We start from the raw sequence: 21,090 nt of genomic DNA on the forward strand, positions 1-21,090 counted from the left end.
CTCACTCCGGCAGCGCCGGGGGCGGCCGATAGTCGGGCCGGTACCCGGAAACGTGGATCGGGCTGCCGACGAGGCGGAAATCCCCTGCCGTCACAACCACTTCCGGTGCCGCCTCGAGCGCCTCGGGCAAGGTCCGTACGGCCGCTGCCGGAACACCCAGCGGGCGCAGTCGACGTTCCCATCCGGCGGCGGTGTCGGTTGCCAGCATCGCCGTGACCACCGCCAGCACTTCGTCGCGGCGAGCGACTCGCTCGGCCATCGTTTCGAACCCGCCGATGCCGGCTTCGGTGGCAAACGACTTCCAGAAGCCGTCGTGTGTGATGAACAGCGCCAGATACCCCTCGGCGGTCGGAAACAGCTGGGCCGGAACGTAATACGAGTGAGCCCCGTACGGTCGGCGCTGCGGCTCGACGCCACTGTTGAGATAGGCCGACGCGTGATAGTTCAGTTGTGACAGCATCACGTCGCGCAGCGACACATCGACCTGCCCACCGGTTCCGGAGATGATCTTGGCCAAAAGTCCCAGCGCCGCGGCCATTCCGGTGGAGTTGTCGGCCGAGGAGTAGCCGGGCAGCGTCGGCGGGCCATCCGGGTCGCCGGTCAGCGCGGCGGTGCCGACGCCGGCCTGCACCACGTAGTCGAAGGCGGGGTCGTCGCCGCCGTACAGGCCGAAGCCGGTGATCGCGACGCAGACGATCCGCTCGTTGTGCCGTCGCAACGCGTCATAGGTGAGCCCCAGCCGACGGATGGCCGAAGGTTTCAGGTTTACCAGCAACGCATGCGCCTGACCGACCAGCTCACCCAGCCGTTGCTGTCCCGCAGCGGAATTCAGGTCCAGCGTGATGCTGGACTTGTTGCGGTTGATGCTGGCGAAGTAGGTGGTACCGACGCTGCGGGAGATCTCGCCACCGGCGGGCTCGATCTTGGTGACCTCGGCACCGAGGTCGGCGAGCAGCATGGTGGCGTACGGACCGGCCAACATCGTGCCGACTTCCAGGATGCGTATCCCTGCCAGCGGCCCGGCGTTGTTGTCGGTCAACGCAATTCCGCTGCGAGTGAGGCGATCACTTCGCGGGTTCGGCGCTTGGATGCGACCAGCTCGTCGCGGTTGTCACCGATCGGGAGCAGCCGCACCGACAGGTCGGTTACACCGGCGTCGGCGAACCGCCGCATCCGGGCGAGGATCGCTTCCTCGTCGCCGGCCGCACACAGATCGCCGACATCGCGCGCGTCGCCGCGATCGAGCAGGCGCTGGTAGTTGGGCGACACCTCGGCCTCGCCCAGGATCCGGTTGGCCCGCTCTTTGGCCTCGTCGACGCGTGAAGGCGCACAAAGGCATACCGGGATACCCGCGATGATCCGCGGCGCGGGACGACCGGCGTCCGCGGCGGCCTTGGTGATCTTCGGTGCGATGTGATCACCGATCGCGCGCTCGTCGGCCATCCACAGCACGGTGCCGTCGGCCAGTTCACCGGCGATCTGCAGCATCACCGGCCCCAGCGCGGCGACCAGGACCGGCATCGGGGTATCGGCTCCGATCGCCATCGGGTTGTGCACGGTGAACGAGTCATTCTCGATGTCAACCGATCCGGGCCCGGCGGTCGCGGCGTTGAGCACCTGCAGGTAGTCGCGGGTGTAAGCGGCCGGCTTCTCATACGGCAAACCGAGCATGTCACGGATGATCCAGTGGTGCGACGGTCCCACGCCCAGTGCCAGCCGCCCGCCGGCCACCGCATGCGTCGAAAGCGCTTGACGGGCAAGGGCAATCGGATGCTGGGCCTGCAGCGGCACCACTGCGGTACCCAGCTCGATGCGTGAGCTGTGCGCGGCCATCAACGACACCATAGTCAGGCAGTCGAAGTCGTTGGGCACCTGCGGCATCCACGCGGTGTCCAGACCCGCGGATTCGGCCCATTCGATATCCGAGACCAGCCTGTCCACCTTGCGGGCCATATCGCCACGCTCGGCGCCGATCATCACTCCGACGCGCATGTTTCCTCCGTGGCAGTGCCGGTCAGTGAGCGGATTTCGCGTACCAGGTTGTCGAGCGGTGTGCCGGTAGGGAATACGGCGGCAGCGCCGGCGGAGATCAGCTTGGGCACGTCGGCGTGCGGGATGGTTCCCCCGACGACGACGGCGATGTCTGCGGCGTCGGCGGCGCGCAAAGCCTCGACGGTCCGGGCGGTGAGAGCCAGGTGCGCACCCGACAAGATACTCAGGCCGACGACGGCGACGTCCTCCTGCACCGCGATCGACGCGATGTCTTCGATGCGCTGTCGGATGCCGGTGTAGATGACCTCGAACCCGGCATCACGCAGGGTACGGGCGACGATCTTGGCGCCGCGGTCGTGTCCGTCGAGGCCCGGTTTCGCGACCAGAATTCTTACCGCCATTTAGAACACCACCGGTTGCTGGAATTCGCCCCAGACCGCCTTGAGTGCGGAAACCATTTCCCCGACCGTGCAGTAGGCGTTGGCACAGTCGATCAACGTGTGCATCAGGTTGTCGTCTCCTTCGGCGGCACGCGACAAGTCTGCAAGGCAGGATTGCACTGCGGCCGAGTCTCTTTCGGCCTTGACCTTGGACAGCCGCTTGAGCTGCAAATCACGCCCTTCGGCGTCGAGTTCGTAGGTGACGACATCGTGTTCGGGCTCCTCGGTCACGAACCGGTTGACCCCGACGACCGGTCGCGTACCGGCTTCGATGTCGCGATGCAGGTTGAAGGCTTCGTCAGCGATCAGGCCCTGTAGGTACCCGTCCTCGATGGCCTGGACCATTCCGCCGTGCCGCTCGAGGTCGGACATGATCTCGATGATGCGTTCCTCGGTGGCGTCGGTCAGCGCCTCGACGAAATACGAGCCGCCCAGCGGGTCGGCGACGCTGGCGACGCCGGTTTCGTGCGCCAGGATCTGCTGGGTGCGCAGCGCCAGCGTCGTGGTCTCCTCGGTGGGCAGGGCGAACGGCTCGTCCCAGGCCGCGGTGAACATCGACTGGACCCCGCCTAGTACCGCGGCCATCGCCTCGTAGGCCACTCGCACGATGTTGTTGTGGGCCTGCGGCGCGTACAGCGATGCGCCACCGCAGACGCAACCGAAACGGAACATCGCCGCCTTGGCGGTCGTCGCTCCGTAACGTTCTTGCACGATGGTCGCCCAACGGCGGCGTCCCGCGCGGTATTTGGCGATCTCTTCGAAGAAATCACCGTGGGTGTAGAAGAAAAACGAGATCTGCGGGGCGAACTGGTCGATCGACATCCGGCCGCGCTCCACGACGGTGTCGCAATAGGTCACCCCGTCGGCCAGGGTGAAGGCCATCTCCTGCACCGCGTTGGCGCCGGCGTCGCGGAAGTGCGCTCCGGCCACCGAAATGGCGTTGAACCGCGGCACCTCGGCCGCACAGAACTCGATGGTGTCGGCGATCAGCCGCAGCGACGGCTCGGGCGGCCAGATCCACGTTCCGCGCGAGGCGTACTCCTTGAGGATGTCGTTCTGAATGGTGCCGGTGAGCTTCGCCCGCGGAATCCCTTTTTTCTCCGCGGCAGCGACGTAGAACGCCAGCAGGATCGCCGCCGTCCCGTTGATCGTCATGCTTGTGCTGAGCGTGTCCAGCGGGATCCCGTCGAACAGGATCTCGAAGTCGGCCAGGGTGTCGACCGCGACGCCGACCCGGCCGACCTCCTCGCCGAACTCGGGGTCGTCGGAGTCGTATCCGCATTGAGTGGGCAGGTCGAGTGCCACCGACAGCCCGGTCCCGCCTTGTTCCAGCAGGTAGCGGTAGCGACGGTTGGATTCCTCGGCGGTGCCGAAGCCGGAGTACTGGCGGAAAGTCCACAACTTGCCGCGGTAGCCGGACGCGAAGTTGCCCCGGGTGAAGGGGAACTCTCCGGGCGCCGGAGGCTCCGCGCTCCTATCCGCCGGCCCGTATACGGGCTGCAGCGGGATGCCAGAGGGAGTGTGGGCCGTATTATCCATCGATGAATAACGTACTTGCAAAAAAAGAGAATGCCAATACCACGCGCTGACCAGGTCAAATACCTGACTGGGCTGCACAGAGGAGGCGAATGGCCGACAACAGGCTCGCCGACCGCACGGTGGTGATATCCGGCGGCAGCCGGGGCATCGGACTCGCCATCGGAATCGGCGCGGCCCGCCGGGGCGCCAACGTGGTGCTGCTGGCCAAGACCGACACCCCGCATCCCCGCCTGCCGGGGACGGTGCACACCGCGGCCGCCGAGATCGAGGCCGCCGGCGCTAAGGCGCTCGCGGTCGTCGGCGACGTCCGCCGTGAAGAGGATGTGGAGCGCGCGGTCGACTCCGCTGTGCTGAAATCCGCCCGTGTCACCGACCTCTGTCGCTATGGCGGCGGCGAGCAGCCGATACCCGACCTTTTCCTCGATTAACAACTAAGCTGCTGGGCGCACCGACCGCCGACTACCCCGACGAGGTCGAAATGACGGTTTCCCGGCCATCGGCAGCCGATATCGACGCTGCTGCACAGTATTTCGGCTTTCACCTTAACGCCGAGGAACGACCGGGTTACCTGGCAGCCGTTGAGCAGACACTGGCCTCTTACGACGTGGTCGACGCGCTCTACGAGAAATTCGCACGTCCGCAAGTGCCGGAACGCGCATACCACTTCCCGCAACCGGCCGATAACCCGCTGGGCGCCTGGTACGTGACCACCGAGATCACATCCGGCGCGGATGGCCCGTTGTCGGGACGATCGGTGGCGATCAAGGACAACATCGCGGTCGCCGGGATTCCGATGATGAACGGGTCGCGGGCGCTGGAGGGTTACCTGCCCGGGCGCGACGCGACGGTGGTCGAGCGGCTGCTGGCAGCGGGGGCCACGATCGCGGGCAAGAGCGTCTGCGAAGACCTGTGCTGTTCGGGCTCCAGCTTCACACCGGCCTCCGGTCCAGTGCGCAATCCCTGGGATACCGATCGCGAGGCAGGCGGATCATCCTGTGGCAGTGCAGCATTGGTTGCCAGTGGCCAAGTCGACCTGGCCCTCGGTGGCGACCAGGGCGGCTCCATCCGCATCCCCGCCTCGCTGTGCGGCATCGTCGGGCACAAGCCGACGCACGGATTGGTCCCCTACACCGGCGCGTTCCCGATCGAGCGAACGGTCGATCACCTCGGCCCCATGACACGCACCGTCGCCGACGCTGCGCTGTTGCTCACGGTGCTGGCCGGAGCCGACGGAAACGACCCGCGCCAGTGCACGGAGCCGGTGGCGGTCGACTACCGGGCCGCGCTCACCGGCGACGTGACCGGTTTGCGGGTGGGCATCCTGCTGGAAGGATTCGGATGGCCCGGTTCGCCGCCGGCGGTCGACGACGCAGTACGATCCGCAGTCCAGCGATTCGGCGAAATAGGCTGCAGTATTGGCGAAGTCAGCGTGCCTTGGCACCTGACCGCCCTGCACATACTTGCCGTCATCCTCACCGACGGCGGCACGGCGCAGATGTTGGACGGCAACGGGTACGGGTCCGGCGTAAAGGGGCGCTATGACCCAGAACTCGTGGCGCACTTCGCAACACAGCGAGTTGCCAAGGCCGATGAACTCGCCAGCACGGTCAAGGTCGCCGCGCTGACCGGCCACTATGGGCTACACACGCTGGGTGGAGCGTCGTATGCCAAGGCGCGCAATCTGATACCGCGGGTCAGTGCCGCCTACGACGAGGCGCTGGCGCGTTACGATGTGCTGGCCATGCCGACCGTGCCGGGTCTCGCCGATCTGCTGCCACAGGGCGGACCGCGAGACGTCGCCCTGATCCCACGGGCCATGGGTAAGGCCTTCAACACCGGGCCGATGGATATCACCGGTCATCCGGCGATATCGGTGCCGGCCGGCCTGGTCGACGGGCTGCCAGTAGGAATGATGCTGGTGGGCAAGCTCTTCGACGACGCGACCGTGCTCAGGCTCGCCGACGCGTTCGAATCGCTGTGCGGCGGCTTTCCGGTGGCACCGGGTTGAGATCATAAATTCATGCGCGGCAGATGATTTCGCCGTGCGGGATCGCCAACCAACCGTCTTTGGCGGCGGCCCACTGTCGCCATGCCGCCGAGATCTCCTCGAGCTGCGCGGTGGTCGCCAGGCCGAACCGTAGTATGTCGCCGGCGATGCCGGAGTGCAGGACGCGGTCGGCCCACATGCCACCCCACCATTGGCGGGTCTCGGCCGTGGCATAGCACCAGAGGCTTCCCGCGGGCCTGACGTCGTCGAAGCCCGCTTCCAGCGCCCACGACAACAGCCGTCGGCCCGCGTCCGGCTCACCGCCGTTGGCACGCGCGGCCTGCTGGTAGATATCGCGCCAAAAGTCCAGTGCCGCAAGGCATGGATACCAGCTGAACCCCGCATAGTCAGCATCTCGAGCAGCCACTATGCCGCCCGGCACACACACCCGGCGCATCTCGCGTAGCGCCCGTACCGGATCGGCGACGTGCTGCAACACCTGGTGCGCGTGCACGACATCGAACGTGTCGTCGGCGATGTCGAGCCGCTCGACGTCGGCGGTCGCGAACGAGACGTTGGACAGGTTGTGTCGCTGCGCCTCCGCGCGGGCCACGTCGAGGACGTCGGCGAATTGGTCGATGGCCGTGACCGGTCCGGGCGCCACGATGTCGGCGAGGTCGGCGGTGATCGTGCCGGGGCCGCAGCCGACGTCGAGCAACGACTGCCCGGGCTTCAGGTACGCCAGCAGGTAGCCCGCGGAATCCTGCGCCGTGCGTCGCTGATGACTGCGCAGCACCGACTCGTGATGTCCGTGCGTGTAAGTGGCCCGGTCGTGCATGCCGCAAGCCTACCGGCGTGCGGTCACATTATGAAACTACCGTCTCGCTATATGAGACGGTTAGTCGACCGGGACATCGAGGATCGGGCGGTCGACGCCGGCCCCGGGACCGTCGAAATGCCACCACTCACCCGCGTACGGGGACAATCCGCCATACTTCATCGCGTCGCGTAACCGGGCCCGATTCGCCTGGGCGTCCGCGCTGACTCCCTGAGTGGCGAATGCCGTTGCGCGCGGGGTGAAATCGTCGAAGTCGGTGCCCATGTCGGCCAGGCACAGCCCGCCGGCGTGACGCTCCGGTGGGCACTGTGGCTGCACGCTGGTGAATGTCACGTCCACCGAACGTCCCGACTCATGGCTGTGCGCGTACGGACCCGGCCGTGCCACCCAGGCCGGGTTGGGAACCACATTGAACATCCGGACCTGGACGTCGTGCGGACGGTAGCAATCCCAGAACACCAGTAGATGCCCTTGCGGGCGTAGTGCCGACGCGGCGGTCGCTAGGCCCGCAGACATGGACTGATGCACAAGACATCGGGCGTCGGAGGGATACAGCTGCGTGCCGGTGAAATTGTTGGTCGTCGCGTAGCGTAGATCGATGATCGCGTCGGGAACGACGGTGCGAACGTCGACGAAACCGGCCGCGCGCGCCGCGTCGCTGACGGGCGGCACGTCGGGACTCGCGTGTCCGGTTACGACTCCGAACAGCGCGATAAAACCGTCGGCTAGCGCAACCGCGAGGACCAGGCGCACACATCGCATCAAGCCATTGTCGCGGCCGGCCGTCGATTAGCCCGGTAGGACGGCGGAAATCTCCGGCGATCACCCGTTTCGGCCCGAAGGCGCGGAGGCGGGTATCGAGCCGCAGGGTTTACGAACGTTCCATGTCGGGATGCTGAGACACGAAATCCCGAACGAGATTTCGGCGGCGGTGGCAATGTCATTTAACTGCCGACATCTTTAACAAAAAGTCGCGCGCGCATCGACGGTGTGAGCTGGATTGCACCCGACGCGGCGTGTGATTTGCCTAACTGTCTGCTAATTATAGGCGCCGTCGTTCACTAATCTTGATACGTTCTGGGCTGTATCTTTGGCAGGAATTTAGCGTCAGGAAGTAAATGCGAAGAAGTATCGCGCTGTTGTTCGTTGGCGCCAATATGGCTGCGACGGCGACATTCTGGGGCGCAACGGGAGTTGCGACGGCGGATGCCAGTTCGGGTGGCACGCTGGTGCCCTTGACCCCGAAATTCCGGGCGTGCGACTTCACCTGGGCGGTCAATGTACCGACGATGGGCAAGGGCAGCGGCCAGGCCGTCATCAGCAGAGCCGCGTCCAACACGGTCGTCGCGCAGGTGCAACTGATTGCGGCCGAGCCAGGAGCCCATTACAACGTCAGGATGATTCAGTCACCCCGGACTTCGGCAGGCTGCGGAGCCGGCGACGTCGGAGTCAGCGCCGGCGGCCTGGACACCGACGGCAGCGGGGCGGGCACGACGACACTGGAAGGCCCGCTCGCCGCAAATTCCACCGGCGTATGGGTTTTCGTTGACCGCCCTTCGCCGCACTCGCAGACACCGATTGACTTCTACACCTCGGAAATTGTCACGCCGATCTAGTGGCCTCTAATTCGCCGCGGTGAATTCGATATGCAACTCGGTGAGCCCGCGCAGCAAGAACGTGGGCGTGTACCCGTAGCGCCGGTTGGATGGCGCCCCATGCTTGGCCTCGCTGATCGCGATGCTGCGGGTGCGATCGAGTAGCCGGTTGACCGTGACGTGTCCTTCCACCCGCGCGAGCGGTGCACCCGCGCAGGTGTGGATCCCCCGGCCGAAGGCGATGTGCTCACGCACGTTTTTCCGGTCGATCTGAAACTCGTTGGGACTGTCAAACTTCCGCGGATCGCGGTTGGCCGCGCCCAGGCACAGCATCAGCACCGTGCCCGCCGGAATGTGCACACCACCGAGCGTGGTGGTCTTGCGCGCCAGACGAAAGTCGACCTTCGTCGGGCTCTGCATGCGCAACGCCTCCTCGATGAATGTGGCGACGAGGTCTCTGTCTTCGCGCAACCGCTGCTGCAATTCCGGCTGATCACCGAGCACCTGTACGGCCGAACTCAGCAGCTTGGTCACCGTCTCCTGTCCCGCGGCGAACAGGAAGGTGGCCGGCCTGACCACCTCCAGCAACGGCGGGGTCGACCCGTCGGGGTAGGTGGCGGTGGCCAGTCCGGTGAGCACGTCCTCGCGCGGACGTTCGCGACGCTCGGCGATGTAACCGCTGAACAAGTCGTCGAGGTATTGCAGTGGATTGCTCCCCACCGGCTCGTGGTCCAGCGCGCCCACCCGGGTGCCCGGTGCGGTGCCCGCCCCGAGATTGCGGCGAATCTCCGCGCGATCCTCGTCCGGAACGCCGAGCAGATCGGCGATCGCCAGCGTCGCGAACGGCTTCGCGTACTCGCCGAGGAACTCGCAGCGACCGTTGGCGATGAACTCGTCGATCTGCCGATCCGCCAGCTGCCAGATGTAGTCCTTGTTTTCCTGCAGCCGGCGCGGTGTCAGCAGCCGCCCCAACAGCGAACGCGCCTTTTCGTGTTCGGGCGGGTCCATGACGACCATGTGCTCGAAGATCGGGAACCCGTGGCGATGCGCTTCGATCTGCTCGCTGATGTCGTCGCCCTCCGGGGTGAACGGCAGCGGCGGGAAGGGGCCGCCGATCGCGTTGACCGCGGAGAACGAATCGACGTCTTTGAACGCGGTGTGGACTTCCTGGTAGCCGGTGACGGCGACGACGCCGTGATGCGGCTCCCGGTACACCGGACCCTGCTCCCGCAGATAGTCCCAGTACGCGTAGGGATCCTGGGCGGTGGCGGCGTCGGTGAAGTAGTCGACGTCGGCGAGATCGGTCATCGGTTCGAATCCTTTCCGGGAACTACAGATCCGGCGCATCTTCGGCGACCACGCTGATGGCTTGGCGCGGACAAGCGGCTACCGCGGCTTCCACGCTGTGCCGCAACGACTCGGCCGGCCGCTCGTCGCAGGTCGCGACGTCGTCGCCAAGGTCGAAAACTTCGGGCGCGATCTCCAGGCAGAGCGCGTGCGCCTCACACAGGCGTGGATCCACCCGAACACGCATCTGCGCCTCCGTCTCGTGTCTGCGCCTCAAATAACTGATCGATCGATCAAATTGTTAGGATGCGGTATGCCTACCACGCGCGGCACAGACCGGTCAAGCAAAACCTCGGCGCCAGCGGCGCGGCGCAACGACGCCGGCGCGCGCGCTAAACTGATCGAGGCGACCGCCCGCATCATGCGCGAGGAAGGTTATGCCGCAGCCACTTCCCGGCGGGTCGCCGCGACGGCCGGCGTCAAGCAGGCCCTGGTCTATTACTACTTTCCGACGATGGACGACCTATTCGTCGAAGTGTTGCGCACCGGGGCGGAAGTCGCCCTGAGCCGCATGCGCGCCTTGCTGTCCGACGACGATCCACTGCAGGCGCTGTGGCTGATCAACAGTGATTCGGCATTCACGACGCTCAACGCCGAATTTATGGCATTAGCCAACCATCGCAAGGTAATTGGAGCCGAGCTGAAGGCGTATGCCGAACGTGTCCGCGACATCGAAACGGCCGCGGTCACGATGGTGCTCCGCGCCAACGGCGTCGACCTCGACGACTATCCGCCGATGGCGATTTCGATGCTGATCGCGCAGACCGCCCGCAGCCTGTGCAACGAGAGCGCCGTGGGTGTCACTCAGGGGCACGATGAATTGCGGTCATTCGTAGCACGTTTGATGGGTCTACTCAAAACGCCCGCGCCGACACGGCGCGGCTAGCATCGGCCGCTGCACGGCAGTGCTGTTGACAAGAGCGGACGATTGGTGCCAGGCTCCTGATCGATCGATCAGTATCAACCGAGCAACGAGGGTGCGGTCATGAGTGGACGAGTCGAGGGCAAGGTCGCGTTGATCACCGGCGCGGCTCGCGGGCAGGGACGCAGCCACGCGATGCGCCTGGCGGCCGAAGGCGCCGACATCATCGCTGTCGACATCTGCACGGCGGTCAGCAGCAACAGCGTGATCCCGCCGTCGACACCGGATGACCTGGCCGAAACCGCCGATCTGATCAAAGGCCTCAACCGTCGCGTGGTCACCGCCGCAGTCGACGTGCGCGACTTTGCGGCGCTGAAAGCCGCGGTGGACGGCGGCGTCGAGCAACTTGGCCGGCTGGACATCATCTGCGCCAACGCCGGCATCGGAAACGGTGGACAGACACTCGACAAGACCAGTGAAGACGACTGGAACGACATGATCGACGTCAACCTCTCGGGCGTCTGGAAGACGGTCAAAGCTGGCGTGCCACACTTGATTTCACAAGGTCAAGGAGGCTCGATCATCCTCACCAGCTCGGTCGGCGGACTGAAGGCGTATCCGCACACTGGTCATTACATCGCCGCCAAGCACGGCGTCGTAGGCCTGATGCGTACCTTCGCCGTCGAACTCGGTCAGCACTTCATCCGGGTCAACTCCGTGCACCCCACCAACGTGAACACGCCGATGTTCATGAACGAGGGCACGATGAAACTGTTTCGTCCGGATCTGGAAAACCCCGGTCCTGACGATCTGAAGGTTGCCGCGCAGTTCATGCACGTCCTTCCGATCGGGTGGGTGGAGCCGGTGGACATCAGCAACGCGGTGCTGTTCCTGGCCTCCGATGAATCCCGTTACATCACAGGTCTTCCCGTCACCGTCGATGCCGGGAGCATGCTCAAGTAGGCGCCCGGTGGCTACCCTGGACTTCATGGCTCCCAAAGTGGCGACCGCGGACGTGGTCAGTCTTCCCGACCTTCTCGAGTTCATTCGGCCGCGACACAAGATGCTGCTGACCACCTTCCGTTCGGACGGGTCGCTGCACAGCTCCCCGGTGACCGGTGGTGTGGACGAGCAGGGCCGCATCGTGATCGCCACCTATCCGCAGCGCGCCAAAAGCGCGAACATCCGCCGCAGGCCGTCGGCGAGTGTGCTGGTGCTCTCCGACGACTTCAACGGGCCCTACGTGCAAGTCGATGGGGACGCCGAAGTCATCGACGTACCCGACGCAGTGGAATTGCTTGTCGACTACTTCCGGGTGATCGCCGGAGAACACCCGGACTGGGACGACTACCGCCGCGCCATGGTCGATCAGGGCAAGTGTCTGATCCGCGTGACCCCGCGCCGCTGGGGTCCGGTGGCCACCGGCGGTTTCCCGCCGAAGTAGGGACTCAAGCCGACTCTGGTACGTAGATGCCTTGTCCCTGGGCCAATTTTTCCAGGGTGTCGTAGGCCATCCAGACGAATCCCTTCTGGCCCCAGTGTCTTCCCCAGCTGTTCTGAATCCGGACCGCGCCGGTGCTATTCGGATATGCGTCGTCGTAGCCGACGATGAGCATCACATGACCGGATTTCTTACCGTTGCGGTCCCGACTCACCTTTCCATTCCCGACATACGGCGACGGTTGGCCGCGGTAATGCGGAAAGTCCGTGTAGAGCGAGGTGCCGAAGGCGATCGGCACGCCGGACGCGATGACCGTACGAAGATTGTTCAATCCGTCGGCCCCGGTGATGTGCGTCAACTTGTACTCGGGGATGCGGAAGCTGGCATCCGGCGGGATTGGCTGCGAGCCGTACTGCGACCATTCCACTCCGCAGGTTGCCTTGGATCCCGGCTTGCGGTTCGGGGCGGCAGCCAGGGACGGAGTGCCGCCGTTAGATTGAAGCCATTCCAGGCACTTGGTGATTTGGCCACCGTGACAGGTGTTTTCGGGCGTTTTGTTCGCGATCTCGTATCGAATGTAGGCGTAGTCGGGTCCGGCCAGCCGGTCGGGACGGGTTGGTGCGATGCGGCTTTTGCGGGCCGCGTAGAACGTCGCGAGGCCGTATACAGAAGCCCACACGAAGCAATTCGGCATGGTTTGCCGCCCCACCGGGGGCAGCCACTCGTCCGGGACATGCGCGGCCGGCGGCACTTCGCCGCGGTGCGTGGGCTTTTCCGTTTTCCCGGGTTCTCCGGAATCCGGATCGTATCCATAGGAGGTGAGATCGGCCGGTTCTTCGCTGTAATTTTCGACTTTCTCGGCGGCTTGCTCGTGTCCGCTGCACGAGGACAACGCCACGGCCAAGGCGCCGGCCGCCGACAAGCTCAGCATCGAACGCCTGCTGATCCTTGGATCCACGGGTTCTCCCTAGGTGAAGGCGGCGGAGTTTGCCGACGACGCCTCATAACCTAATTGCGCCGGCCCGTGCTCGCCCGGCGTTACAGAACCCGGCTTGATGGAGTGCGTCGATCGAAGGTGGCCAGGGCCGGGATCTGATGGCCGCTCCGTAGGCGCGGCGTGTTGGGTAGGTCACTATGTGTTCGGCCGGGCAGTGCGGGGAACCGCCACGAACCGCCCTATCACGTCTCCGGCTTTGAGTCGTTCAATCGCATCGGGAATCTCCTCAAAGCCGACAAGATTGGTTGGGATGCGCAGGTCCCCGGATGCCATTTGCGCGAGCACGGCGTCGAGGTGGCGTGGGTCTGTCCCGCCTCTTGATCCGCGCAGCGTGACCGCTTTATAAACCAGCGAGGCCGTGGAGATGGTGGCTTCGAGCTGGCCGAGGCCGACTTGTACGACGCGTCCTCCGATGCGGACGGCGTTGACGGCTCCGCTGGTGGTGGTGCCGAAGCCGGCGAAGTCGACGATCAGGTCGAGGTTGAGAGGTGTGAGTTCGTTGACGTCGTCGACGACCGTGGTGACTCCGTGGGTCTTTGCAATGTCCCACACATCGTGTTTGGGTTCGGCGGCGTGAACTTCGGCGCCTTGTAGTTTGGCGATTTGCACCCCGGTAAGTCCGAGTCCGCCTAACCCGACGATGCCGACTCGGTCACCAGGTCGGACCTCTCCGGCAGCTACGATTGCGCCGTAAGCGGTTTGGCCGGCGTCGGTGGCAGTGGCGGCTTGGTCAAATGCAACGGTGTCGGGCAATTTGATGAGCCCGCTAGCTTTGGTGAGGCATTTCTCGGCGAAGCCGCCGTCAACGGCCCAGCCAGGGGCGAAATCCTCGGGACCGCCGACGACGACGCGGTCACCGATGGTGAATCCTTTTACGTCTTGCCCTATTTCGGACACGTAGCCCGCGACTTCATGGCCCAGGGTCATAGGCAATCTAGGCAGTAGCGGGGTCAAAGTTCCGTCGAGGAAGCCGACGTCGCTATGGCATAGGCCCGCTGCGGCTACGTCGATGACGACTTCACCGGGCCCGGGGCACGGGTCGTCGAGTTCGACCAGCCGCAGAGGTTCGTTGGCAGCGGTGAGTTGCCAGGCTTTCATGCAATAACCTTTCAGTTCCTGTACGCAGTGTGCGCATCTGGGCCGATCTACCGAGTGGGTCGTGGTGCCTGTTGATGTCGGCGCACGATCGTGGTCGTAGACGAGATCGTCGCGGTTAGATGGCGGACAGCTGGCGCAGATACTCGATGTTGCCGGCTGCCGCGGCGCTGTGCAGGCTGCCGAGCACGATCACCGCAGTCGGATCGGTCGCGGCGTCCGGAGCGCCCATGACTTTGGGATTTCCTTTGGACCACACCATGGTGCAGGTGCGCTGAGTAATCCACCATGCCGCACCGCGGCGTGAAAGACGGTCGTCGTACCAGCCCGCGGACTCAAATTCGTTGCCGCCCTGGGTTTTCTTGACGAACAGACCGTGGACATAGCTGAGGCAGTGGGCGGTATCGCCCTGGACGCTCACAACGTGGTTAGTGGTGACATGTAGGGTCGCCTCGTAGTCAGCGTGCACGGCGGCGAACGCCTTCTTGAGATCGGCGCGGTTACTCCACCGGGCGCCGCGACCGAAATCAATGTCGGCTTCGGTGTCGAAGACTTGATCCAACAGGTCCCACTGTCGAGTGTCGACGGCCAGCGCATAGCGGTTGACCACATCGATCACAGCGGTTCTATCGTCAATCATTGCGTGCGCGCCTCCCTTAGCGGTGGTGGAGCTGTTTATGGTCACGACTGGCAAGCGATGAGGTACTTGCCAGCGGTGGCTTGCCGGCAATATCCGAGCATCGCTTCGCGAGTGAGCGCTTGGGTGAGGGGAACCGTCCGCGCATAGGTCGTGGCGAACGTCGTGTCGGATTCGGCGATGATCCTTTGACGCAACTCCGCATTGCGTTGCGGTGTGAGGCGAGCCAAGGCGTGCGCCATGGTCCATCCGCTGATCCCCCACAGCATGCCGTTGCCGGTGGCGTGCACCAGGGTCGGTCCGGGGTCCAGGTGGCCGTAGATGTAGACGTGTTTGGGCTCGACGGAGCCATACGGAGTGGGGTGCGTCATGCGGGCGGCGGCCGCATACTCCATGGCGACGAGCAGATCGGCGCTCATGGTGCCGCCGCCGATGGCGTCGAACGCCGCGGTCGCGCCGGTGGCCGCGACCGCGGCGACCAGCGCCTCGGAGAAGGTGCGGTTGGCGGAGTTGCAGACATATTCGGCACCCAAAGCCTGCAACGTGCGAACGTGTTCTTCTCGCCGCACGATGTTTACCAACGCGATGTTGTCCTGGCGGCAGAGTTTCACCAGCATTTGGCCAAGGCTCGATGCCGCGGCCGTATTTATAAGCGCTCGATGGCCTTTGCGCACAACAGTTTCCACCATCGCCAATGCCGTCAAGGGGTTGACCATGAGTGCGGCAGCGTGGGTTGCCTCGATGTGATCGGGAACCGCGACGCATTCACCGGCCGACACGGTGAGGTATTGGCCAAACGTTCCCCCGGTTCGTGGCATCAGGGCAACACGACGTCCCCGCCAGTCCGCGCAGTCCGGTGCCGTCATAATGACGGTTCCTGCACCCTCTTGACCGACGGCCAGCGCCGCCGCGCCGCGTGCGACAAGCGCTGCGCGCGCCGATCCCGGCACCGGAATCCGCACATTGGGATACCTTGCGGTGTCGTCGAATTCGGCGTTCGCCAGGTCAGCGGGACCGAGCATGGTCATCAGATCCGACGGGTTGATCGGCGCTGCCTCCATCCGAACGACGACCTGCCCTGGCTTGGGTGAACGCACCACCACATCGGCAACCTCGAGCCGAATTGCTCCGTCAGAAACCGACGAGCTGATCCGTAGCCCGCGAAGCAGTGCTCCAGCGGCCTTGCCGGACGGGTCATTAGATGACGTGGTAGATCCCGGGCGTCCCGCTTGCGCGGCTGACATATCGGCCTCTTTCCTGTGCGGCCCTGCGGAGGATTGCATGCCGAATCAGGACACGAACACCGGAAGTGATGCCCAGCCGCGCGCCAGCGAAGTGGTGGTGTATCGGGCGCCAGATTCATCGATGCGCCAATCGGGAAAGCGGTTGAGTATTTCGTCGAGGGCAACGCGGCCCTCGAGCCGTGCTAACGCATTCCCGAGGCAATAGTGGGTGCCCACACCAAAACCGAGATGCTGGCGCGGTTTTCGGTGCACGTCGAAGGTGTCGCCGTTGACGAACCGGCGATTGTCCCGGTTGGCCGAGGCGAGCAACAAGATCACCACACTGCCCGCTTGCACCGTCTGCCCGTGCAATTCGATATCGCGGGTGACGTAGCGAGCCACGTGCACCGCGGGCGGTTCGAATCGCACGATTTCTTCGACGGCCTGCCCTATTAGTGAGCGGTCATCGACCAGATCGCGGCGCTGATCGGGGTGATCGGCCAAAAGCTTTCCAGCCGCACCAATCAGCCGCGTAGTCGTATCGGCGCCGGCCGTCGCCACGACGGTCAGGTAGAGCAGCAGCTCCTCGCCGGACAGTCGGCGCACGACGCCAGACTCGTCGGTGAATTCCGCGTTCATCAACTCGGTCAGCAAGTCGTCGGAAGGGTTCTTGGCACGCCAGTCCACATAGTCAGCGAAAACTTCACCGTTTGCCAGGCCGACGAGTGGCTGGCCGGGTTCGTTATCGAGCGTCGATAGGCTCTTTTGGAATAGGCGGTCTTGCTCGCCTTCCGGGATGCCGAACAGTTTTCCCACCACCCGGACCGGAAGAAGCAGCCCCACGTCGGTGACGAAATCGAATCCACCGTTTTGCACCGCGGGCGCGAGGATTTCCGCGCACATCTGGCGGATCTGTGGTTCCAGCGCGCCGATACGACGGGGGGTGAACACCCGCGACAACAGGTTGCGGTGGATGTCGTGGACTGGAGGATCCTCGAAAATCAGCAATCCGGAGGGGATCGACATGTCGGCCCGGATGATCTCCAGGATGGCACCGCGTGCCGAACTGAAAACCTCGTGATTGACGAGCGCGGCACTCACGTCGTCGAACCGGCTCAACGCATAGAAATCGTGGTGGGCGTTGTAGTACAGCGGCGCCTCCTCGCGCAGCCGCCGAAACATTGCGAACGGATCGGTGTTCAGCGCGACGTCGTACGGGTCGTAGTAGAGCTCGCCGGCGGTGCTAGCAGTCATCAAACCCCTCAACTTCGTGCTGTGTGCGACGGAATACTCACTACGGCGACGAACGCTATCACATTAAGTAAAACGTTTGACTTAGTTCAGAGAAGGTTGTTCACTGGGTAGCGCGCTAGGCACGACCCGGGTTGTCGAAGGAGCCGAGAGTGACGTCAGCAGTTGGTGAATCGCGTTCTGACCGTGGGGAATCCACCCGCGCGGCGATCCTCACAGCGGCCGAACAGCTGTTCGCCGAGCACGGGGTGAACAATGTCTCTCACCGGCAGATTGTGGCCAGCGCACGGCAGGGCAATAACGCCGCGGTCGCCTACCACTTCGGCAACAAAGCCGAGTTGGTCCGCGCCATCGAACGCAAGCATGCCGATCATGTCGAGCGCCGCCTGGCTGAGCACGTCCGGCGAGTGGCCGGGTCCACCAGTCTCACCGACTGGATTGGGTGTCTGGTTCGGTCATACACCGATCACCTCGCCTCGCTGGGCACCCCGTGCTGGTATGCACGGTTCTGCGCCCAAACCATGACTGATCCGGTCTATGCAAAGGTCATGACGTCAGGCGCTCTAACCTCCTCAGCGTTGCAGCAAGTGCTCGACGGCATCGGGAAATGCCTACCCGAGCTGCCCGGCCACGTGCGCAGCGAGCGACACCTTTACACACGCCTGTTGCTCAACCATGTTTGCGCCGAGTACGAAACCAGCTTCGCTGAAGGTCGACCGATGCCCCGAACCACTTGGGACGGCATCGGTTCCGGCCTGATCGACGCGATGGTAGGCCTGTGGCGAGCACCGGTTTCTCCCGACACCGAAGCGCCGGGAGACTAGCCCGCGTCTCCGCCACCCACTGACGTACCGACATCGCGCAGCCTGCAAGGAGATTCGATGACAGAGTTCGCCGACACCACCACGATCGACTCTGCAGAACTGCCGGGATATCCGATGGTGCGCGATGGGCGCTGCCCATTCAATCCACCACAGCACCTTCTCGATCTGAACGCCGACGGGCCCCTGCACCGTGTCCGGATTTGGAACGGTGCCGCGCCGTGGCTGGTCACCGGCTACGACGAGGCACGGGCCCTATTCGCCGATCCGCGCGTCAGTGTCGACGATCACCAAGATGGGTTCCCGTATTGGAACGAGGGTATGCAGGTCATGGCCCGCAAGCGGGCCGCCTCACTGGTCACCGCCGACGGCGAACACCACACCCGATTTCGCCGCATGCTTTCCAAGCCATTCACGGTCAAACGCATCGAAGCGATGCGCCCGCTGATCCAGCAGATCACCGACGACCATATCGACGCCATGCTGGCCGGCCCCAAACCGGCCGATATCGTCACCGCGCTGGCCCTGCCGATCCCGTCGCTGGTGATCAGCAAGCTGCTCGGCGTCCCCTACGAAGACGCCGAATTCTTTCAGGAATCAGCTACCAACGGCCTGGCCCGTTACGCCACCGCCGACGACGCCGCCAAAAGCGGGCGCAGCCTGTTCACCTACCTGCGGCAGCTCGTCGAATCGAAAATCGAGCAACCCGCCGAAGACGCGGTCTCCGACATCGCCGAACGCGTCAAAATCGGCGAGCTGACATTGAAAGAAGCCGCGCAAGCCGCCAACACATTGCTCATCGGCGGCCACGAAACCACTGGCAACATGATCAGCCTGGGCGTGCTGGCCCTGCTGGAACATCCACGCCAAATGGCGATATTGCGCGACACCACCGACCCGAAGATCATCTCCTCGGCAGTGGAAGAGTTGTTGCGATACTTGAGCATCATCCACAACGGCCAGCGTCGCGTCGCCACCGAGGACATCGCGATCGCCGGCGAAGTGATTCGCCGCGGCGAGGGCATCATCATTGACCTTGTCCCGGCGAACTGGGATCCCACAGTGTTCGACGACCCCGGCCAACTGAACCTGCAGCGCCCAGAAGTTAACAAACACATGGGTTTTGGCTACGGCCGGCACCAATGTATCGGACAAAGCCTGGCCCGAGTCGAACTGCAGATCGTATTCTCCACCTTGCTCAAGCGCATCCCCACGCTGCAACTAGCCGTCCCGCTCGACCAGGTGCCCCTCAAGCACGACCGGCTGGCCTACGGCGCCTACGAACTCCCAGTCAGCTGGTAAGGGACCATGACCGCACTTCAACTGGGCGTGCTGCACAACACGATCAACTCCCGCTTCGGACCCGGGCCGCTGGTCCGGGCCGACCACATCATGGCCCTTGTTACCGGATCCGACTCGCTATGGGTGGGTGATCACCTCAACGGCGTGCTCCCGCGTTCCATGTGGACACCCAAACACACCGGCCTGGCCAAGATCATCCCCAACATCGACGCCCACCTCGAACCCTGGACCATGCTCGGACACTTGGCCTCCCTGAGCCGGATCGGCCGACTTCGACTCGGAATCTCGGTCACGGATCCTGGTCGACGCAACCCCGCCGTCACTGCCCAGGCCGCCGCGACACTGCATCTGCTCACCAAGGGGCGTGCCATCTTGGGAATCGGGACCGGCGAACGTGAAGGCAACGAACCCTACGGCGTGGACTGGTCAAAACCCGTGGCGCGCTTTGAAGAAGCCCTAGCCACCATCCGGGCGCTGTGGGATTCCCGCGGCGAACTCATCAACCGAGACTCGCCCTTCTTCCCGCTACACAACGCCACCTTCAACGTGCCTCCGTACAAAGGTGCATGGCCGCCCGTCTGGATCGCCGCCAACGGGCCACGAATGATCCGCGCCGCCGGGAAATACGCCGATGGCTGGTTCCCCGCCAATATCACTCAACCCAAGACCTATGGTGAGAAACTCACCGCTTTACGGGCCGCGGCCTCCGACGCCGGCCGCAACCCTGACCACATCACCCCAGCCGCCATACGATTCGTTATCACCGGCCGCAACTGGGACGACATCAACGAAATCCTCGACTCCGACATCGCTAAGATCTTCATGCTCGCCTCACCCGCCGAAGCGTGGGCCCGCCACGGCAGCCAACACCCGATGGGCGCCGAGTTCACCGGCGTGCAAGATCTCGTCCCGCAGACCATCGACGAAGTGACCGCACTGCGCTACGCCACCAAAGTGCCCAAAAGCCTTCTGCAAGAACAATTCGCCGTCGGCACACCCGACGAAGTCGTCGAACAATTCGCGGAATGGCGCGACCAGGGGCTGCGCTACCTGGTCGTCGGCAACGCCAGCGCTATCCAACCCAGCATGACCAAAGGCATGGCAACCACCCGACCGTACTTAAAAGTCATCCGCGGACTCAAAAAGCTCTGATGACCACACCGCTGACAAAACTGCACTGCGCCAACCGATCGGAAGACTTCGCACATTCCGCCCGCTACCGCCTCGACGTTGTCGCGACCGAAGCGGTCGAAATGGTCAGCGGCATCGGGGGGTGGCTTTTCGACCTTGTCAAGGCCGGGTGGGATGTCAAGGCACTTGCGCCCAAATGTGCTGAGCTGCGCGGATTATCGATCCTTGGAGTCGACGTCGGCAATTTCGAGCACTCACTGCGAAACCCTGACGCCCTCGCGTTGCCCCGCGCCATCGCGGTAGCGACCCAGGCTTACGACACCGACGACCGGATCCGACGTGGGGTACATCTCGCGCTCGACGACAGTCGCATCGCGGTCATCCTCTGGGGCGGCACTTGCCCGCATGATTTGCGTTCATTCCTAACACCAGCCAGCCACCAACCGAGCGCCGCCGCAAACGTCTTCAGGGACCATGCGCTCAAGGCGATCCGGACAGCTCATAAAACCCGCGCACTCACTGAGACCTTCCACACCACTCAGGGCACAGAACGAGCCTTGCTGTTCGCATAACTGCCCCGCTCCGGGCGGTG

22 protein-coding genes and 1 pseudogene are annotated in these 21,090 nt (G+C 64.1%); 10 read left to right on the plus strand and 13 right to left on the minus strand.

All coding sequences use genetic code 11. The features are described 5' to 3' along the window. Nucleotide 1: 1 nt before the first annotated feature. The 4 genes from AC5Y5O_RS13380 to AC5Y5O_RS13395 are packed head-to-tail and all read right to left on the minus strand — an operon-like array spanning nt 2 to nt 3,971. Entirely contained in the window at nt 2-1,039 is a 1,038-nt protein-coding gene (locus AC5Y5O_RS13380; protein WP_500025569.1) for a CaiB/BaiF CoA transferase family protein, read from the minus strand. Then, nucleotides 1,036-1,992: an LLM class F420-dependent oxidoreductase gene (locus AC5Y5O_RS13385; RefSeq protein ID WP_500025570.1), complete on the minus strand. Its 957-nt coding sequence runs from the start codon at nt 1,990-1,992 to the stop codon at nt 1,036-1,038. Before AC5Y5O_RS13385 ends, AC5Y5O_RS13380 begins: the two co-directional genes overlap by 4 nt. Then, nucleotides 1,977-2,393, minus strand: a complete 417-nt coding sequence (locus AC5Y5O_RS13390) for a cobalamin-dependent protein (RefSeq protein WP_370494891.1) — start codon at nt 2,391-2,393, stop codon at nt 1,977-1,979. The genes AC5Y5O_RS13385 and AC5Y5O_RS13390 overlap by 16 nt, the downstream gene beginning before the upstream one ends. Beyond that, entirely contained in the window at nt 2,394-3,971 is a 1,578-nt protein-coding gene (locus AC5Y5O_RS13395; RefSeq protein ID WP_500025571.1) for a methylmalonyl-CoA mutase family protein, read from the minus strand. A gap of 89 nt (nt 3,972-4,060) precedes the next feature. On the opposite strand from AC5Y5O_RS13395, the pseudogene AC5Y5O_RS13400 reads away from it, so the two are divergent. Together AC5Y5O_RS13400 and AC5Y5O_RS13405 are read left to right on the plus strand one after the other, a co-directional pair. Beyond that, nucleotides 4,061-4,351 (plus strand): annotated as a pseudogene (locus tag AC5Y5O_RS13400) (SDR family NAD(P)-dependent oxidoreductase); the annotation flags it as partial. Between the two features lie 98 nt (nt 4,352-4,449). Further along, on the plus strand, nt 4,450-5,979 hold the full coding sequence (locus tag AC5Y5O_RS13405) for an amidase (protein WP_500025572.1): 1,530 nt from the start codon (nt 4,450-4,452) through the stop codon (nt 5,977-5,979). Nucleotides 5,980-5,989: 10 nt separating this feature from the next. On the opposite strand, the gene AC5Y5O_RS13410 is transcribed toward AC5Y5O_RS13405, so the two are convergent. After that, nucleotides 5,990-6,796, minus strand: coding sequence for a class I SAM-dependent methyltransferase (locus AC5Y5O_RS13410; RefSeq protein ID WP_500025573.1), 807 nt, complete (start codon nt 6,794-6,796; stop codon nt 5,990-5,992). A gap of 60 nt (nt 6,797-6,856) precedes the next feature. Further along, entirely contained in the window at nt 6,857-7,549 is a 693-nt protein-coding gene (locus tag AC5Y5O_RS13415) for a M15 family metallopeptidase (protein WP_500025602.1), read from the minus strand. 365 nt (nt 7,550-7,914) lie between these two features. Between AC5Y5O_RS13415 and AC5Y5O_RS13420 the strand changes: the two genes are divergently transcribed. Then, nucleotides 7,915-8,412 carry a hypothetical protein gene (locus AC5Y5O_RS13420; RefSeq protein ID WP_096290132.1) on the plus strand — a complete coding sequence of 166 codons (498 nt, stop codon included), beginning with the start codon at nt 7,915-7,917 and terminating at the stop codon, nt 8,410-8,412. Nucleotides 8,413-8,418: 6 nt separating this feature from the next. Here AC5Y5O_RS13420 and AC5Y5O_RS13425 read toward each other — a convergent pair whose 3' ends face one another. Together AC5Y5O_RS13425 and AC5Y5O_RS13430 are read right to left on the minus strand one after the other, a co-directional pair. Further along, complete coding sequence (locus AC5Y5O_RS13425; protein ID WP_500025574.1) at nt 8,419-9,699, minus strand: cytochrome P450; 1,281 nt, start codon at nt 9,697-9,699, stop codon at nt 8,419-8,421. 22 nt (nt 9,700-9,721) lie between these two features. Next, nucleotides 9,722-9,925 carry a ferredoxin gene (locus AC5Y5O_RS13430; RefSeq protein WP_096290134.1) on the minus strand — a complete coding sequence of 68 codons (204 nt, stop codon included), beginning with the start codon at nt 9,923-9,925 and terminating at the stop codon, nt 9,722-9,724. A 150-nt stretch (nt 9,926-10,075) separates the two neighbouring features. On the opposite strand from AC5Y5O_RS13430, the gene AC5Y5O_RS13435 reads away from it, so the two are divergent. From AC5Y5O_RS13435 to AC5Y5O_RS13445, 3 genes are all read left to right on the plus strand, one after another. Continuing rightward, a complete protein-coding gene (locus AC5Y5O_RS13435) occupies nt 10,076-10,624 on the plus strand; it encodes a TetR/AcrR family transcriptional regulator (protein ID WP_500025603.1) in 549 nt (182 codons plus the stop codon). Between the two features lie 99 nt (nt 10,625-10,723). Continuing rightward, nucleotides 10,724-11,563, plus strand: a complete 840-nt coding sequence (locus tag AC5Y5O_RS13440) for a mycofactocin-coupled SDR family oxidoreductase (RefSeq protein WP_500025575.1) — start codon at nt 10,724-10,726, stop codon at nt 11,561-11,563. A 25-nt stretch (nt 11,564-11,588) separates the two neighbouring features. Beyond that, nucleotides 11,589-12,044 carry a PPOX class F420-dependent oxidoreductase gene (locus AC5Y5O_RS13445; RefSeq protein ID WP_096291371.1) on the plus strand — a complete coding sequence of 152 codons (456 nt, stop codon included), beginning with the start codon at nt 11,589-11,591 and terminating at the stop codon, nt 12,042-12,044. A gap of 4 nt (nt 12,045-12,048) precedes the next feature. On the opposite strand, the gene AC5Y5O_RS13450 is transcribed toward AC5Y5O_RS13445, so the two are convergent. The 5 genes from AC5Y5O_RS13450 to AC5Y5O_RS13470 all read right to left on the minus strand — a co-directional run bounded on the left by AC5Y5O_RS13450 (nt 12,049) and on the right by AC5Y5O_RS13470 (nt 17,247). Then, nucleotides 12,049-12,999 carry a C1 family peptidase gene (locus AC5Y5O_RS13450; RefSeq protein ID WP_133160887.1) on the minus strand — a complete coding sequence of 317 codons (951 nt, stop codon included), beginning with the start codon at nt 12,997-12,999 and terminating at the stop codon, nt 12,049-12,051. Between the two features lie 174 nt (nt 13,000-13,173). Beyond that, on the minus strand, nt 13,174-14,136 hold the full coding sequence (locus AC5Y5O_RS13455; RefSeq protein WP_096290138.1) for a zinc-binding dehydrogenase: 963 nt from the start codon (nt 14,134-14,136) through the stop codon (nt 13,174-13,176). Between the two features lie 115 nt (nt 14,137-14,251). Beyond that, on the minus strand, nt 14,252-14,773 hold the full coding sequence (locus tag AC5Y5O_RS13460; protein WP_500025576.1) for a nuclear transport factor 2 family protein: 522 nt from the start codon (nt 14,771-14,773) through the stop codon (nt 14,252-14,254). Nucleotides 14,774-14,814: 41 nt separating this feature from the next. Then, nucleotides 14,815-16,014: an alcohol dehydrogenase catalytic domain-containing protein gene (locus tag AC5Y5O_RS13465; RefSeq protein ID WP_500025577.1), complete on the minus strand. Its 1,200-nt coding sequence runs from the start codon at nt 16,012-16,014 to the stop codon at nt 14,815-14,817. Nucleotides 16,015-16,059: 45 nt separating this feature from the next. After that, the gene (locus AC5Y5O_RS13470; protein WP_500025578.1) at nt 16,060-17,247 is read right to left on the minus strand and encodes a cytochrome P450; all 1,188 of its coding nucleotides are present in this window, start codon (nt 17,245-17,247) and stop codon (nt 16,060-16,062) included. 149 nt (nt 17,248-17,396) lie between these two features. On the opposite strand from AC5Y5O_RS13470, the gene AC5Y5O_RS13475 reads away from it, so the two are divergent. From AC5Y5O_RS13475 to AC5Y5O_RS13490, 4 genes are read left to right on the plus strand one after another with little or no spacing between them, the layout of a single operon-like run. Further along, entirely contained in the window at nt 17,397-18,068 is a 672-nt protein-coding gene (locus AC5Y5O_RS13475) for a TetR/AcrR family transcriptional regulator (RefSeq protein ID WP_243394184.1), read from the plus strand. Between the two features lie 57 nt (nt 18,069-18,125). Further along, complete coding sequence (locus AC5Y5O_RS13480) at nt 18,126-19,367, plus strand: cytochrome P450 (protein WP_096290141.1); 1,242 nt, start codon at nt 18,126-18,128, stop codon at nt 19,365-19,367. 6 nt (nt 19,368-19,373) lie between these two features. Then, a complete protein-coding gene (locus AC5Y5O_RS13485; protein ID WP_096290142.1) occupies nt 19,374-20,519 on the plus strand; it encodes an LLM class flavin-dependent oxidoreductase in 1,146 nt (381 codons plus the stop codon). Continuing rightward, the gene (locus tag AC5Y5O_RS13490; protein WP_096290143.1) at nt 20,519-21,070 is read left to right on the plus strand and encodes a hypothetical protein; all 552 of its coding nucleotides are present in this window, start codon (nt 20,519-20,521) and stop codon (nt 21,068-21,070) included. The genes AC5Y5O_RS13485 and AC5Y5O_RS13490 overlap by 1 nt, the downstream gene beginning before the upstream one ends. Nucleotides 21,071-21,090 lie beyond the last annotated feature (20 nt).

The sequence above is a fragment of the Mycobacterium sp. NGS40 genome, from assembly GCF_059812735.1.

Excerpts from the sequence above, each read along its gene's own strand:
- AC5Y5O_RS13385 (WP_500025570.1), bottom strand. The coding sequence starts at position 1,992 with ATGCGCGTCGGAGTGATGATCGGCGCCGAGCGTGGCGATATGGCCCGC.
- AC5Y5O_RS13390 (WP_370494891.1), bottom strand. The coding sequence starts at position 2,393 with ATGGCGGTAAGAATTCTGGTCGCGAAACCGGGCCTCGACGGACACGAC.
- AC5Y5O_RS13395 (WP_500025571.1), bottom strand. The coding sequence starts at position 3,971 with ATGGATAATACGGCCCACACTCCCTCTGGCATCCCGCTGCAGCCCGTA.
- AC5Y5O_RS13405 (WP_500025572.1), top strand. The coding sequence starts at position 4,450 with ATGACGGTTTCCCGGCCATCGGCAGCCGATATCGACGCTGCTGCACAG.
- AC5Y5O_RS13410 (WP_500025573.1), bottom strand. The coding sequence starts at position 6,796 with ATGCACGACCGGGCCACTTACACGCACGGACATCACGAGTCGGTGCTG.
- AC5Y5O_RS13420 (WP_096290132.1), top strand. The coding sequence starts at position 7,915 with ATGCGAAGAAGTATCGCGCTGTTGTTCGTTGGCGCCAATATGGCTGCG.
- AC5Y5O_RS13425 (WP_500025574.1), bottom strand. The coding sequence starts at position 9,699 with ATGACCGATCTCGCCGACGTCGACTACTTCACCGACGCCGCCACCGCC.
- AC5Y5O_RS13430 (WP_096290134.1), bottom strand. The coding sequence starts at position 9,925 with ATGCGTGTTCGGGTGGATCCACGCCTGTGTGAGGCGCACGCGCTCTGC.
- AC5Y5O_RS13440 (WP_500025575.1), top strand. The coding sequence starts at position 10,724 with ATGAGTGGACGAGTCGAGGGCAAGGTCGCGTTGATCACCGGCGCGGCT.
- AC5Y5O_RS13445 (WP_096291371.1), top strand. The coding sequence starts at position 11,589 with ATGGCTCCCAAAGTGGCGACCGCGGACGTGGTCAGTCTTCCCGACCTT.
- AC5Y5O_RS13455 (WP_096290138.1), bottom strand. The coding sequence starts at position 14,136 with ATGAAAGCCTGGCAACTCACCGCTGCCAACGAACCTCTGCGGCTGGTC.
- AC5Y5O_RS13460 (WP_500025576.1), bottom strand. The coding sequence starts at position 14,773 with ATGATTGACGATAGAACCGCTGTGATCGATGTGGTCAACCGCTATGCG.
- AC5Y5O_RS13465 (WP_500025577.1), bottom strand. The coding sequence starts at position 16,014 with ATGTCAGCCGCGCAAGCGGGACGCCCGGGATCTACCACGTCATCTAAT.
- AC5Y5O_RS13470 (WP_500025578.1), bottom strand. The coding sequence starts at position 17,247 with ATGACTGCTAGCACCGCCGGCGAGCTCTACTACGACCCGTACGACGTC.
- AC5Y5O_RS13480 (WP_096290141.1), top strand. The coding sequence starts at position 18,126 with ATGACAGAGTTCGCCGACACCACCACGATCGACTCTGCAGAACTGCCG.
- AC5Y5O_RS13485 (WP_096290142.1), top strand. The coding sequence starts at position 19,374 with ATGACCGCACTTCAACTGGGCGTGCTGCACAACACGATCAACTCCCGC.
- AC5Y5O_RS13490 (WP_096290143.1), top strand. The coding sequence starts at position 20,519 with ATGACCACACCGCTGACAAAACTGCACTGCGCCAACCGATCGGAAGAC.